We start from the raw sequence: 13146 nt of genomic DNA on the forward strand, positions 1-13146 counted from the left end.
TCATCGACAACAAGGCGAGGTATAACAATGGCAGGATTCGATAAGCGTGTTGCTTCTTACGAAGAAGCGATGGAAGGCATTGAAAGCGGCATGACCGTATTGGCCGGTGGCTTTGGCCTATGCGGCATTCCCGAAAATTTGATCGCTGAAATAAAGCGACGTGGGGTCAAGGACCTGACCGTGGTATCGAACAACTGTGGTGTCGATGGTTTTGGCTTGGGCCTGTTGCTCGAAGACCGTCAGATACGCAAGATTCTGGCGTCCTATGTGGGTGAAAACGCGCTGTTTGAGCAGCAAATGCTCAATGACGAAATCGAGGTGGTGTTGACCCCCCAGGGGACGCTAGCGGAAAAAATGCGCGCAGGCGGGGCGGGTATCCCGGCTTTTTATACCGCCACCGGCTACGGTACACCCATTGGCGAAGGCAAAGAAGTCCGTGAATTCAATGGTCGTCCGCATATTCTGGAAGAGGCCATTACCGGTGAGTTTGCTATTGTGAAGGGCTGGAAAGCCGACCGTTACGGTAATGTGATGTACCGCCATACGGCGCAGAACTTTAATCCCATGGTCGCAACGGCGGGTAAGATTACCGTCGTCGAAGTCGAAGAGATCGTCGAGCCCGGCGAACTGGAGCCCAGTCAGATACATACCCCGGGCATCTATGTAGACCGAATCATTCAGGGCACGTTTGAGAAGCGCATCGAAAAACGCACGGTGCACAGCTAAGCGTACAGCGTTATCAAACAACCTGCTTACTTTGGCTTTTAATCGATTCACTACGAGGAACTGACCATGGCATTGACACGTGAACAGATGGCTCAGCGTGTAGCGCGTGAACTGGAAGACGGCTTTTACGTTAATTTGGGAATCGGCATTCCGACCCTGGTGGCTAACTATATCCCAGAGGATATGGACGTGATGCTACAGTCGGAAAATGGTTTGCTGGGCATGGGGCGTTACCCCACAGAAGAAGAAGTTGATCCCGACATGATCAACGCCGGCAAGCAAACCGTCACGGCAAGGCCTGGCGCGGCGATTTTTTCATCAGCAGAGTCCTTCGCGATGATTCGCGGCGGCCATGTAGACCTGACGGTACTAGGGGCGTTTGAGGTCGATCAGAACGGCAATATTGCCTCCTGGATGATTCCCGGCAAGCTGATCAAAGGTATGGGGGGCGCCATGGATCTGGTAGCTGGCGCGGAAAATATCATTTGCACCATGACCCATGCGTCGAAACACGGGGAGTCCAAATTGCTCGAAAAATGCAATCTGCCACTGACCGGCGCAGGCTGTATTAACCGGGTATTGACCGACCTGGCTTACCTTGAAATCAAGGACGGCACTTTCATCCTGAAAGAGCGTGCGCCGGGCGTGAGCGTTGAAGAGATAGTCGAAAAGACCGCTGGCAAGCTGGTGGTGCCTGACCACGTCCCCGAAATGACATTTGCTGAAGGCTAGTCGACCCCCATGAGCCTGACGCAAGTCAGGGCGTAAGCGTCGTCTGACGCTTACGCCATCTCGCAGCGTGCATGAACAGGCAGCAACAGCTCGGCTACCCGCTCGTGATTGCTGCCCAGATGCTTCTGTACAATCGCCAGGCCACCCAGGCAGAGGCGGTGTTCATCACCCTGGTCGAATATCTTTTTTTGTGGAGTGGCCGGGTAAAAGCGATGGACGAGCAGGTTGGAAACGCTGAATACGCCATTCTGCTGGCCTTCCATATGGGTCAGGCCGCTTTGTAGCAGTTGCCGGTCAATGGCTTCCATTGAGCTGCCAAGCTGTTCGCAGTCAAAGCCGGCATGGTGCAGTCTGGGTCCCATAACGGCTAACCAGGCGGCAAGCGGGTGTTCAGCGTGGAGCTGCTGATAAAGTGCCCAGGTAGGCATTGGCCAGGGACGACCTCTGCACAGCAGGTTTTGGCCCTTGCTGTCTTGCGGATGCGTTTGCTGGACGAGGCCGAGCAGCGCTTCGCGTAGAGGTTTTGACAGGGTGCCCGTCTGTAATTCGGCAAGCACCAACCAACTTCCGCCGTCCGCTGGCGCCAACAGGTGGATGAGCAGCCCTTTATCGGCCATCGCATAATGCCCGATAGGGCGATACCCCATATGGGCAAGCGCTGGTGATAGGGCTTGGGAGGAAAAGCCACCATAATTGAGCGTGACCAGCGTAAGGTAATCCGCTGGCGTTGAAAGGGGCCAGAGGCGAAGTGCCCCAATATCAGGATGGGTATGAATATAATCCAGCCATAACTGCTGGATGAACTCCTCGCGATGCATGCTGCCTTCCTTGCCAGGGTGTCGGCCCACTAACGTATGGGTTGCTATCAATCCCAGTATAGGCAAGTGGCAAACGCTAGGTTCAACGCAGCTAAACGGCAGACTAACGGTGGATCAGGCAGTCGAAGAAGTGCTCAGTAGCTGGCGGTCGCGCACGAACTGGTCAAATTCGCTAAAGCCACCGACATGCTGTTGATCGACAAAGACCTGGGGGACCGTATGAATCGGCTTGCCTGCGGTTTTGGCGATATCGTCTTTGCTGACGCCCTCTGACGGCATGTCGACGTAACGGTAGCCTTCGATGCTGCCTGCCTGTTCCAACTGCTCAGCAAGCTGCTTGGCGCGTACACAAAACGGGCAGGACATGCGTCCAAAAATGACCACAAACATACATCGCTCCTTTACAAGCGTAAGAAAGACACAGCATTGTGAATCAACCGCCCAGCGTTATCCAATAGGGGCACGCTAAAAAGGTTATTGAGTCACGTTATCATCTGCACCTTTTATCTAAGAGGAGCAGTGAAGCACTAAAATCAACTAGACTGAACCCAGCAAGTACATTCACCTAATCAACAGGATTTGCCATGACGACGACAGCAGTGACCCCTCGTGTTGCCCTGGTTACCGGCACCAGCAGCGGTATTGGCGAGGCAGTGGTCAAACACTTTTGCGAATTGGGCCACCAGGTATTGGCGGTCGATTTCAATCCCGATGGTAAAGCGATCGCCGAGGCGGCAGGGGCTGCGTTCTACCAGGCGGATTTAACCGACCCGGAAGCCTGTCGTGGAGCCGTTGCGGAGGCGGTAAAACGCTTTGGCGGCGTGGATATCCTGGTTAACAATGCCGGGATACAGCATGTGGCGGCGATTGAAGACTTTCCCGAAGCGAAGTGGCGCCACATCATCGACCTGATGCTGACGGCGCCTTTTCTGCTGACCCAGGCGGCCTGGCCGCACATGCGTGAAAAGGGCTGGGGCCGGATCGTCAATATTGCGTCCATTCATGCCCAGGTGGCCTCCCCGGGCAAGGCAGCTTATATCAGTGCCAAGCATGGCATGATCGGGCTTACCAAAACGGCAGCGCTGGAAGGCGGTGAACAGGGGATTACGGCTAACGCGATCTGCCCGGCTTACGTGAAAACCCCGCTGGTCGATAACCAGATTGCGGATCAGGCCAAGCTGCATGGCATGGGCGAGCAGGAAGTGATTGAAAATATCATGCTCAAGAATGCCGCTGTAAAACGCCTGATCGAGCCCAGTGAAGTGGCGCAGCTGGTCGCCTATATGGCCTCCGACGCTGCAGGGGCGGTGACCGGGGCGAGCTGGAACATCGACCTGGGCTGGACCGCCCACTAATCCGTCTTGAACTGTCTCCGTTACCCTACAGGCGGCGGGCAGTTAGCGACGCACAGGGCGCTTTTGCAATTTGCGCTGCAGCGTACGGCGGTGCATGCCGAGCGCCCTGGCGGTGGCCGAGATATTGCCGTCGTGCTCCTGCAAGACCTTTTGAATGTGTTCCCAGGTAATGCGATTGATGGAAGGGGGGTTATCGGCCACTTCAATGTTGGGGTCACCTTCGGAGCGTTCGAACGCGGCCAGTACATCGTCAGCGTCCACCGGTTTGCATAGATAGTTGACGGCTCCCAGCTTGATGGCTTCCACGGCGGTCGCAATACTCGAGTAACCGGTCAATACGACCACATGGCAGTGCGGCGCGACCGCCAGTAACTCAGGCAATAACTTGAGCCCGGAGGAATTTTCCAGTTTCAAGTCGAGGGTGGCCATGGTGGGTATATGTTGGGCCGCAAGCGCCAGGGCCTGGTCCGCATCGTGGGCCACGATGACCTCGAAGCCTCGCCGGGTGAGCGAGCGACTTAGTACATGGCAAAACATCTCGTCGTCGTCGACAATCAATAACCGGTGGTTGGGTGTTTGCATGATGACCTCAATTAATCACTAACGAGAGACGTCACAGAGCCTAGTCAGCGCCTGCACGGGGTAGCGTGACTTCGGTTAACGTGCCGCCTTCGGGATGGTTATAAAGACTCACACCCCCGCCAAAACGATTGATAGTGGCGTGGGTCAAAAATAAGCCAATGCCCATTCCCTTGCTTTTGGTGGAAATGAACGTATCGCCCAACTGATCGGCAATCGACATGGCAACACCGGGGCCGTGATCACGAATATCGATCACGACGCGGTCTGAGTGCCAATCTAGCCCAATGGCGACGCCTTCAGGATTGGCGTCCGCGGCGTTATTGAGCAGGTTGGTGAGCGCCTGATCGAGGGTGGCGTCAACGGCCAGCCAGGGCCGCCCTCGGCGATTGGCGATGTCCAATCGGTGGCTGACATCGGGTCGTAACACCAGCCAACGTTGGACAACACCGTCTAGCCAGGATTCGGCGTCGAGCACTTCCGGTTCTGCCATGCGCCGCCTGTCCGCCTGGCTGACGAGATGCTGCAGGCGCGATTTGCAAATATCCACCTGCTGACGCAGCAATTCGATATCTTCCTGGCGTTCCGGGTGTTCCTTGGCCTCTTCCTGCATGTCTTTGAGCAGGACCGCCATGGTGGATAGGGGTGTGCCCAATTCATGCGCGGTGCCGGCGGCCTGGGTAGCAACGGCCAACACTTGCTCGTTGCGTAACGCCGCTTCACGGGTGCGGGAAAGCGCCTGGTCGCGGCGTCTCAAGGCATGGGCCATTTTATAGATGAAAAAAGTGACTAGCCCTGCTGACATGCCGAAATTCACCCACATGCCCAATACGTGGAGGCTCAGCGGGCTGCCGCTGTTGATATGGCCCAGTTGTGGGATCGGATGGTAGTCAATCATCAAGAAGCTATAGGCGGCCATGGCACAGCCGGCAATGATCCAGGCATGGCGCCAGGGCAGGGTAGCCGCCGCGATGGTAATCGGTACCAGGTAATAGGTGATGAAGGGGTTGGTGGATCCCCCAGAGAAATAAAACAGCAGCGTTAAGCCCACTATATCGGCGAGCAGGTGCAGTAAATATTCCAGGTGCTGGACGGCACGCGGCCGACCCAGCCGCCACCAGGTGGCAATGTTGAGCAGTCCCATCGCCAGGACAACGCTGACCACCTCAGGGACGGGTAGCTCAAACGAGAGGAACTTGACGCCCACGATGATGGCAATTAAAAAACCCGTCCAGGTGATGCCTCGTACAATGGTCAATCGGACCAGGTTACGGTTGGGAGTTGATAACGGCAGCGGGAGCTCGGTTGGCATGTGGCTCACCTGGCGGTGGATTTAAAGCGATGGATCAGGAATTTAATAAACAGTGTCATGACGTAGGTTAACCATCCCGCCGTGGCGACAATATTGAATACCAGCATTTTGGGCGGCAACCAGGCGCTGCCGAGAAGGCCTTCAATCATGATGTGGAAAAACATCGCGATAAGCACCGGCAGCGCCAGCAGGTGAATCCACATATCGGTCCGCCGTTTTCGCACATGATAACGCCGGAGCAAATAGCGAAGCGGCCGGTGCGCCCAACTGAAGAATGCCAGTGTGGCGATGATCAGCATCATGGTGATGGTCGCTTCGGTGCTGCCGTAATACGCAGAAAACGACACCGACCACCCTAGCGCAAGCCATAGCAAGCCTTCGAGGCTGGCAATAATGTCGGCATTTCGCCGGACCTTCTGCATAACGTGTATCCTTTGGCCAACCAGTGATAATTATCATACGCCACATCGTGTTAGCTGTGGGTGAATTGCACTCGATTCAACCTGATGGCGTATCCGGTATACTGCTGTTTGAGGCGCTGGTCGCCCATTTCATTGACTGCGATAACTGACGACGTACAGGATCTTCCGTGGACGCTATTACTTTGACCCGGCCAGACGACTGGCACCTCCACCTGCGCGATGGTGAGGCGCTGAAAGCGGTTGTGGGCCATACCGCTGCCCAAATGGGGCGCGCGATTATTATGCCGAACTTGACGCCGCCGATCACCACGACCGAGCAAGCTATCGCTTACCGTGAGCGTATTCTGGATGCGCTGCCTGCCGGTAGTCGCTTTGAACCGCTCATGACACTGTATTTGACCGATACTACACCGCCGGAGGAGATCGCACGGGCGGCAGATAGCGGCATTGTCAATGCCGTCAAGCTCTACCCGGCAGGCGCGACTACCAACTCTGCCTCTGGGGTGACGGATCTGACGCGCTGCGATGCGACCATTGCCGCGCTTGCCGAAGCAGGCATGCCGTTGTTGATGCATGGTGAGGTCACCGACGCAGATATTGATATTTTTGATCGCGAGGCGGTATTTATCGAGCGCGTGCTGACACCGCTTTTGGTGCGCCACCCCACGTTGAAAGTGGTGTTCGAACATATCACGACACAGCAAGCCGCCGAGTTTGTTGCCAATGCACCCGATACGGTCGCCGCGACGATTACCGCGCACCACCTGTTATTCAATCGCAACAAGATGCTGGTCGGGGGGATTCGGCCGCACTATTACTGCCTGCCCATTCTCAAGCGCGAAAGGCACCGCCAGGCGCTGCTAAAAGCGGCGACTAGCGGCAGCGGGAAGTTCTTCCTGGGCACCGACAGCGCCCCCCATGCGCAAACTGCCAAAGAGGCCAGCTGTGGCTGTGCAGGCGCTTACACGGCATCCACGGCTATAGAGCTTTATGCAACGGCGTTTGACGAAGTCGGAGCGCTGTCGGCGCTGGAGGGATTTGCCAGTCTCAACGGGCCACGCTTTTACGGCCTGCCTCCCAATGGCGATACGATTACCTTGTCTCGGAACCCGCAAACCATCCCCGCCAGCTACCCCTATGCCGATGGCGAGGCGATTATTCCGCTGCTGGCGGGGGAAGCACTCGACTGGTCAATCAGCTAGCGCTCAAGGTGAGGAGCATCTGCTCGACCATGCGCGAGGAATGGTCGGCAGCCACATCCAGAAATTGCTCAAAGGATAGGTGGTTATCGCCACTGCCGGGGATGTCGGACAGTGCTCGAATAACCACGAAGGGGCATTGGTACAGATGGCATGTCTGGGCAATGGCAGCGGCTTCCATTTCCACCGCTAACATGGTGGGGAACAAGGCGCGTGTGGCATCGACTCTGGCCGGGTCGGCCATGAAAGCATCGCCAGTGGCGATCAAGCCTTCGCGCACGTTGACCTCGCCCAATGTCTTGATGGCGCCCTGTGCCACTTTGCGGAGCGCCGTATCGGCCTGGTAAGCCGCCGGCATGCCCGGGACCTGGCCCATTTCGTAGCCGAATACCATGGCGTCTACGTCATGATGGCGGACTTCGTCGGAAATGATGATATCGCCGATATGTAAGTCGCTGGCGAACCCGCCGGCTGAACCGGTGTTGATCACAGCGTCAGGTTGATGGCGTTCTAAAAGTAACGCGGTGCCGACCGCTGCGTTCACTTTGCCAATCCCCGATTGCAGGATGGTCACATCTAGGCCGTGGCGTGTGCCGCGGTGAAAGATAAACCCCGCGTGCTCATAACGCTCCGGGTTGTCGAGCTGTGACGCCAGGATGCTGACTTCTTGCGCCATGGCGCCAATGATGCCGATACGCTTCACTATGTTGATTTCCTATCCATCAGAAGAAGATAAACAGCCGTGGTTAGCTGTCAGATTGATCGTGCTGTTCGGCGGCCGCCAGGGTGTTTTCCAACAGCGTAGCGACCGTCATCGGACCCACGCCGCCGGGGACAGGGGTGATTAAGCTGGCGCGTTCGGCGGCAGCGTTGAAATCAACGTCCCCCTTCAGCTTGCCGTCTTCCTGACGGTTGATACCCACATCAATCACCACGGCGCCGGGTTTGATCCAATCGCCTTTAACGATGCCGGGTTTGCCGACGGCGACCACTACAAGGTCGGCACGCCGTATATGCGCTTCCAGATCCTTGGTAAACCGGTGGCATACCGTGGTGGTGGCGCCAGCAAGCATCAGTTCCAGTGCCATGGGCCGCCCGACGATGTTGGAAGCGCCGACGACGGTGGCATCGAGGCCGCGGACCTTGACGTCACTCTGTTCGAGCAGCGTCATGATGCCTTTCGGGGTGCAGGGGCGCAGGGCAGGCATGCGCTGGGCGAGACGGCCAATATTGAAGGGGTGAAAACCATCGACGTCCTTGTCGGGGCGAATCCGCTCGAGTATCGGTTCGGCGTCAAGCGGGTCGGGCAAGGGTAGCTGGACAAGAATGCCGTCGATGGCAGGATCGTCATTTAACTGGTCAACCAGCGCTTCCAATGTCTGCTGGGACGTATTGCTGGGCAGGGCGTGCTGAAAGGAAAGAATGCCTGCCTGTTCACAGGCGCGGTGCTTATTGTTCACATAGACCTGTGAAGCGGGATCGTCTCCTACCACCACAACCGCAAGTCCGGGTGCTCTTTTACCCGCCTGCAGGCGGGCGGTTACCTGTTGAGCAACATGCTGACGGACATTGGCGGCGATAGCTTTGCCATCGATGAGTTGGGCGGTCATGTAAAGAAATCCCCGTAGAGGTTGAAGGGCGAACAAAAACACGAGTGTTAATCAAAGGTCTGCCGTCGTTAATTTTCGCATGATGGGGCAGTCAGGCAAAGTGCCTTGGTAAGTTGTCAGCTTGATGGTTGACTTTAAAATTAAAAACAGTAATATATGCCTCGCTTGAGACGGGCCAGGCGGCAGCGTTTAGGCAATGAAATCGGGGTGTAGCGCAGTCTGGTAGCGCGCCTGCTTTGGGAGCAGGATGTCGGGGGTTCGAATCCCTCCACCCCGACCACGTCTAGCGCGAAAGGTAGTTTTGCTTTTCCTGGCGATGGTTGTGGTCAAGTGCTCATCGATGTCTTTGCTAACAGATATTACATGTGCGCTCATAGCTCAACCGGATAGAGCAACGGCCTTCTAAGCCGTAGGTTGCAGGTTCGAATCCTGCTGGGCGCGCCATTTGTACCAGTAGCGATCAGCCTCAATGTCTCGTCAGTTGCAGTTGTCAATGGTGGATGTAGCTCAGTGGTAGAGCCCCGGATTGTGGCTCCGGTGGTCGTGGGTTCGATCCCCATCATCCACCCCAGTGACAGCACAGCAACAAGTAGCGATTCCCTTCTATAGGTTATGGTGGATGTAGCTCAGTGGTAGAGCCCCGGATTGTGGCTCCGGTGGTCGTGGGTTCGATCCCCATCATCCACCCCATTAACCTCTTTTCTATTTTAATTATTCCTCTGTTGTAACTTCTCAATTAGTTCTCCCGCCTTTCCTCCTTGTTTAGTTGATTTGCCAAGTCATGGTTATTTCCATTTTCTGATTAACGTGGCATTACCTTGATGGGTTGCCCGCCTACCTGGGTGAGTGAGCTGGGGTGTCCGAGTAAAAAGCCCTGCGCATAGTCAATGCCAAGCGCCTCCAGTGTATCCAGGGTCTGCTGGGTTTCGACGAATTCAGCAATGGTTTCTATATTGAGCGCTTTGCCCACGGCATGAATGGCTTCCACCATCGCTCTATCTATCGGGTCTTCATGAACATGGCGAATGAAATGCCCATCGATTTTCAAATAATCAACGGGTAGCTGCTTCAAGTAGCTAAAGGAAGACAGCCCGGTGCCAAAATCATCCAGCGCAAATCGACAGCCCAGTTGTCTCAGCGTGTGGATGAGCTCGATCACGCTTGAAAGCTGCGCAATGGCCGCGCTTTCGGTAATTTCAAAGCACAGGCTTCCCTTGGGTAACCGGGCATTTTGTACCTGGGTGATCAGGTCGCGGCAGAATTCGCCATCAGACAGTGAGGCGCCCGAGAGATTGATGCCCCAGCAGCCCCAGGCGGTATCTGGGGCTGAGCGGGTAATATCGGACAGCCAGGCAAGCGTGTTGCGGACCACCCAGCGGTCAATGCGCGGCATAAAGTGATAGCGCTCGGCGGCAGGTAAAAAACTGCCCGGTGTGACCACGCTGCCGTCTTCTTCCAGGCGTAAGAGTATTTCCTGGTAGGCAGGGCGCTTAGCGCAGACAGCTTCAATAGGTTGGGCAAAGAGTCGGAAATGATCATTGTCGAGAGCGTTCTGTAATCGTTGTACCCAGCGAAGCTCACCGTCGCGTTCGAGTACCGAATGGTCATTGGCCTGGTAGCAGTGAAGGCGGTTGCGTCCTGCCTCTTTGGCGGTATAGCAGGCGGCATCGGCGGCGTGCAGCGCATCGGTTAACTGCATATGGTGATCGCTTAGAACGACCAGCCCGATGCTAACGCCAATACCAAAGGTGTGTTCCTGCCAGGCAAATCGATAGTTTTCGATATCGCGGCGAATGGCATCGGCAATTTGTCTGGCTTGATCAATAGGGCAGTTGGGCAGCAGCAGGGCGAACTCGTCGCCACCCAGTCTGGCGACGGTATCGCTGCTGCGCACATAAGCCTGCAACTTTGTGGCCACCTGTCGGAGGAGCTCATCACCGGCGAGGTGGCCGCAGGTATCGTTGACGATCTTGAACTGGTCAAGATCCAGATAGCATAAAACGTGCATTCCTTCCTTGCCATCAAGCAAATGGCTCAGCGTTGTCTCAAAGGCTCGGCGATTGATGAGCCCTGTCAAATTGTCGTGGCTGGCCTGGTAGTTAAGCTGGTCGGCAAGCTGTCGGGTGACGCTGACATCCTGGAAGACGGCTACTGCGCCCAGCGTAATGCCGCTGCGCGAGCGAATAGGAGCGGCGCTGTGTTGAATGGGCGTTCGCTGTCCGTCGTAGTGTTCAAGCCAGCCGTCGTCCGTTGAATGAATGGCGCGATGCTGGGTGAGTACCTGACGCGCCGGGTTGCTCAGTAGGCTACCGGTTTTGTCGTCAATGAGCCGATAAATAGACTGGATCGGTTTTTCACGAGCGTCGCGAAGGGGCCAGCCGGTCAGCCGCTGGGCTTCGCTATTCATGAAAGTGATCAAGCCACTGGCATCGCAGGTGATGACGCCATCGCCAATTGAGGCAAGGGTCGTTCTGGCCAGGTCCCGCTCGCGGTTCAACTGTTCCTGTAAACGCTTGCGCTCGGTAATGTCGCGAACCATGCCGGAACGCTCCGAGTCTGAACCGCTGGCCCCTTCGCTGATCTGAACTTCCAGGTAGCGAACTTCATGACTGGCGGAGCGCAGCTTGATTTCGTGACGTTCACCCGGCGCCAGATTGTTGTTCTCCAGTAAGCGGCTGACGGGGGTGCCTATCATTTGCTCGGCTTGGACGCCAAACAGCTGTTCCGCACCTGGGTTGAGACTGGTGAGCATCCCGTTGGCCTGCCAGGTAAGCACGCCGTCGCGGAGGTTGTGAAGCATTACCCGGGTATGCCCGATAGCGCTTTCCAGCGCCGCCGCGACGCGGTTGTAGCCTGCGGCAATCTCGCCCACTTCAGAAAAAGGGTCTGCCTCGATACGCTGGCGCATGTCGCCCTGTTGTTCATGGCGGCGCATGTGTTCCAGGAGTTGGGTCAGCTCGTTATGGGTGCCGTGCTCGGCGAGGTTAAGGCCCATTTTTTCATCTTCATCGCTAACCCGAAGCGGAAAATAGCGCCCCGATATACGAAACAGCAGCCACGCAAGACCAAAGCTCCAGAGTCCGCAGATAATGACGCCCAGCAATTGAACACCTGCCTGTTCCACCGTGCTCAGCCCCGTTCCCAGTGCTTCGGAGTCGGCTATCCAGGGCAGAGCAAGCGTGCCCCAAATGCCGGGGATCAAATGCGCCGGAATAGCGCCGACGGCGTCATCGATGCGGTGACTGAGTAGCCATTCGCTGGTGATGACCATCAGGACGCCGCTGACGGCACCGAGGCCGAGTGCCGCTGACATCGAAACCGCATGGGCCCCCGCGGTAACAGCGACCAATCCGGCAATGGCGCCATTGATGGCATACATGACATCGGCATAGCGGCGGGTTCGCCAGCCCATCAGCATGGCGGATAAAATGCCGCCGGCGGCGCCCAGGACCGTATTGGCGAGAATGCCGGGTATCTGGTTGTTGACGGCCAGCGTGCTGCCGCCGTTGAAGCCAAACCAGCCTAATATCATGAACAGCGCCCCCAGCATGGCGAGGGGGAGGTTGCCCGCCGGGAAGGCGGTCGGGGGTTGGTGTTGGTTAAAACGTCCCTGGCGAGGGCCGATGGTGAGAACGGCTGCGAGCGCGACCCAGCCCCCCACGCTGTGAACAACGGTGGAGCCGGCAAAATCGACAAATCCCAGCGAGGCTAGCCAGCCACTTTCACCTCCCAGTAGGCCGCCCCATGCCCAGTGTCCAAAGACGGGGTAGATGAGCAGGGCTATCCAGAGGGCGGTCCAGAGATAGGCAAAAAATGGCATTCTCTCGGCGACGGCGCCCGCCACAATGGTCGCAGCGGTAGCGCAGAACATGGCTTGAAAGATAAACAGCGTGATTACCCAACTGGATGCTGAGTCGAGCTGCCACCCGAACAGGCTTGTGCCCAGCCAACCGCCTTCAGAAACGCCGAACATCAACCCAAAACCCACGAGCCAGAAGACGCTCAACGCAATGGCAAAATCCGCGATATTCTTCATTGCGACATTGATGGCGTTTTTGCTGCGGGTTGTGCCCGCTTCCAGGCATAAAAAACCCGCCTGCATGACAAATACCAGTGCGGCTGCCCATAATACCCATAGCGTATCGAGCAGTTCTGTATCGACGATGGGGGTGAACGGCATGGCGGTATCCTTGGTCTTTTTTGGTGCGTCGTAAGCACTCTTTTGATGCGCGGCGCTTTGCATAGGTGATTAAGACAGTGCTGAATTAACGCCTTTTGCGCTAATGATGGACCACGCGGTAATAAGGCAAAGCAATTGCTGTGCCGCAATGTTTTAGGCTGTCGATTTTTTTGCTTTTGGCGATATTAATTTCTGATTTATCGATTAAAAACA

12 protein-coding genes and 4 tRNA genes are annotated in these 13146 nt (G+C 56.3%); 8 read left to right on the forward strand and 8 right to left on the reverse strand.

Going from position 1 to position 13146, the window contains the following annotated elements; all coding sequences use genetic code 11:
• Window positions 1-27: 27 nt before the first annotated feature.
• The gene (locus tag HXW73_RS08495; RefSeq protein ID WP_186255777.1) at window positions 28-726 is read left to right on the forward strand and encodes a CoA transferase subunit A; all 699 of its coding nucleotides are present in this window, start codon (window positions 28-30) and stop codon (window positions 724-726) included.
• 66 nt (window positions 727-792) lie between these two features.
• The gene (locus tag HXW73_RS08500; RefSeq protein WP_186255778.1) at window positions 793-1458 is read left to right on the forward strand and encodes a CoA transferase subunit B; all 666 of its coding nucleotides are present in this window, start codon (window positions 793-795) and stop codon (window positions 1456-1458) included.
• A gap of 50 nt (window positions 1459-1508) precedes the next feature.
• Here HXW73_RS08500 and HXW73_RS08505 read toward each other — a convergent pair whose 3' ends face one another.
• Both HXW73_RS08505 and HXW73_RS08510 read right to left on the reverse strand, forming a co-directional pair.
• Entirely contained in the window at window positions 1509-2276 is a 768-nt protein-coding gene (locus HXW73_RS08505) for a DUF1338 family protein (RefSeq protein ID WP_186255779.1), read from the reverse strand.
• Window positions 2277-2390: 114 nt separating this feature from the next.
• Window positions 2391-2666, reverse strand: a complete 276-nt coding sequence (locus HXW73_RS08510; RefSeq protein WP_186255780.1) for a GrxA family glutaredoxin — start codon at window positions 2664-2666, stop codon at window positions 2391-2393.
• A 194-nt stretch (window positions 2667-2860) separates the two neighbouring features.
• Here HXW73_RS08510 and HXW73_RS08515 point away from each other — a divergent pair, with 194 nt between their 5' ends.
• Window positions 2861-3631, forward strand: a complete 771-nt coding sequence (locus tag HXW73_RS08515) for a 3-hydroxybutyrate dehydrogenase (RefSeq protein WP_186255781.1) — start codon at window positions 2861-2863, stop codon at window positions 3629-3631.
• 42 nt (window positions 3632-3673) lie between these two features.
• Here HXW73_RS08515 and HXW73_RS08520 read toward each other — a convergent pair whose 3' ends face one another.
• From HXW73_RS08520 to HXW73_RS08530, 3 genes are read right to left on the reverse strand one after another with little or no spacing between them, the layout of a single operon-like run.
• Window positions 3674-4213 carry a response regulator transcription factor gene (locus tag HXW73_RS08520; protein WP_186255782.1) on the reverse strand — a complete coding sequence of 180 codons (540 nt, stop codon included), beginning with the start codon at window positions 4211-4213 and terminating at the stop codon, window positions 3674-3676.
• 40 nt (window positions 4214-4253) lie between these two features.
• Window positions 4254-5522, reverse strand: coding sequence for an ATP-binding protein (locus HXW73_RS08525; RefSeq protein ID WP_186255783.1), 1269 nt, complete (start codon window positions 5520-5522; stop codon window positions 4254-4256).
• Between the two features lie 5 nt (window positions 5523-5527).
• A complete protein-coding gene (locus HXW73_RS08530) occupies window positions 5528-5944 on the reverse strand; it encodes a hypothetical protein (RefSeq protein ID WP_186255784.1) in 417 nt (138 codons plus the stop codon).
• A gap of 167 nt (window positions 5945-6111) precedes the next feature.
• Between HXW73_RS08530 and pyrC the strand changes: the two genes are divergently transcribed.
• A complete protein-coding gene (pyrC, locus tag HXW73_RS08535; protein WP_186255785.1) occupies window positions 6112-7146 on the forward strand; it encodes a dihydroorotase in 1035 nt (344 codons plus the stop codon).
• Here the strand turns inward: pyrC and mtnN are convergent.
• Both mtnN and folD read right to left on the reverse strand, forming a co-directional pair.
• Window positions 7139-7846 (reverse strand): 5'-methylthioadenosine/S-adenosylhomocysteine nucleosidase, encoded by a 708-nt coding sequence (gene mtnN / locus HXW73_RS08540; RefSeq protein ID WP_186255786.1) that lies wholly within the window; start codon window positions 7844-7846, stop codon window positions 7139-7141. The genes pyrC and mtnN overlap by 8 nt on opposite strands.
• A gap of 43 nt (window positions 7847-7889) precedes the next feature.
• Window positions 7890-8753: a bifunctional methylenetetrahydrofolate dehydrogenase/methenyltetrahydrofolate cyclohydrolase FolD gene (folD, locus tag HXW73_RS08545; RefSeq protein ID WP_186255787.1), complete on the reverse strand. Its 864-nt coding sequence runs from the start codon at window positions 8751-8753 to the stop codon at window positions 7890-7892.
• 203 nt (window positions 8754-8956) lie between these two features.
• On the opposite strand from folD, the gene HXW73_RS08550 reads away from it, so the two are divergent.
• From HXW73_RS08550 to HXW73_RS08565, 4 genes are all read left to right on the forward strand, one after another.
• Window positions 8957-9033, forward strand: a tRNA-Pro gene (locus HXW73_RS08550).
• An 87-nt stretch (window positions 9034-9120) separates the two neighbouring features.
• Window positions 9121-9197: transfer RNA gene (locus HXW73_RS08555), tRNA-Arg, on the forward strand.
• Window positions 9198-9249: 52 nt separating this feature from the next.
• Window positions 9250-9324 (forward strand) — tRNA-His (locus tag HXW73_RS08560).
• Between the two features lie 44 nt (window positions 9325-9368).
• A tRNA-His gene (locus HXW73_RS08565) sits at window positions 9369-9443 on the forward strand.
• 112 nt (window positions 9444-9555) lie between these two features.
• Here HXW73_RS08565 and amt read toward each other — a convergent pair.
• The gene (gene amt, locus HXW73_RS08570) at window positions 9556-12933 is read right to left on the reverse strand and encodes an ammonium transporter (RefSeq protein ID WP_186255788.1); all 3378 of its coding nucleotides are present in this window, start codon (window positions 12931-12933) and stop codon (window positions 9556-9558) included.
• Window positions 12934-13146 lie beyond the last annotated feature (213 nt).

The sequence above is a fragment of the Halomonas sp. SH5A2 genome (assembly GCF_014263395.1).
GTDB lineage: Bacteria > Pseudomonadota > Gammaproteobacteria > Pseudomonadales > Halomonadaceae > Vreelandella.

What these genes read in the sequence shown, in the direction of transcription:
- HXW73_RS08495 (WP_186255777.1), top strand. Translation starts at nt 28, where the DNA reads ATGGCAGGATTCGATAAGCGTGTTGCTTCTTACGAAGAAGCGATGGAA.
- HXW73_RS08500 (WP_186255778.1), top strand. Translation starts at nt 793, where the DNA reads ATGGCATTGACACGTGAACAGATGGCTCAGCGTGTAGCGCGTGAACTG.
- HXW73_RS08505 (WP_186255779.1), bottom strand. Translation starts at nt 2,276, where the DNA reads ATGCATCGCGAGGAGTTCATCCAGCAGTTATGGCTGGATTATATTCAT.
- HXW73_RS08510 (WP_186255780.1), bottom strand. Translation starts at nt 2,666, where the DNA reads ATGTTTGTGGTCATTTTTGGACGCATGTCCTGCCCGTTTTGTGTACGC.
- HXW73_RS08515 (WP_186255781.1), top strand. Translation starts at nt 2,861, where the DNA reads ATGACGACGACAGCAGTGACCCCTCGTGTTGCCCTGGTTACCGGCACC.
- HXW73_RS08520 (WP_186255782.1), bottom strand. Translation starts at nt 4,213, where the DNA reads ATGCAAACACCCAACCACCGGTTATTGATTGTCGACGACGACGAGATG.
- HXW73_RS08525 (WP_186255783.1), bottom strand. Translation starts at nt 5,522, where the DNA reads ATGCCAACCGAGCTCCCGCTGCCGTTATCAACTCCCAACCGTAACCTG.
- HXW73_RS08530 (WP_186255784.1), bottom strand. Translation starts at nt 5,944, where the DNA reads ATGCAGAAGGTCCGGCGAAATGCCGACATTATTGCCAGCCTCGAAGGC.
- folD (WP_186255787.1), bottom strand. Translation starts at nt 8,753, where the DNA reads ATGACCGCCCAACTCATCGATGGCAAAGCTATCGCCGCCAATGTCCGT.
- amt (WP_186255788.1), bottom strand. Translation starts at nt 12,933, where the DNA reads ATGCCGTTCACCCCCATCGTCGATACAGAACTGCTCGATACGCTATGG.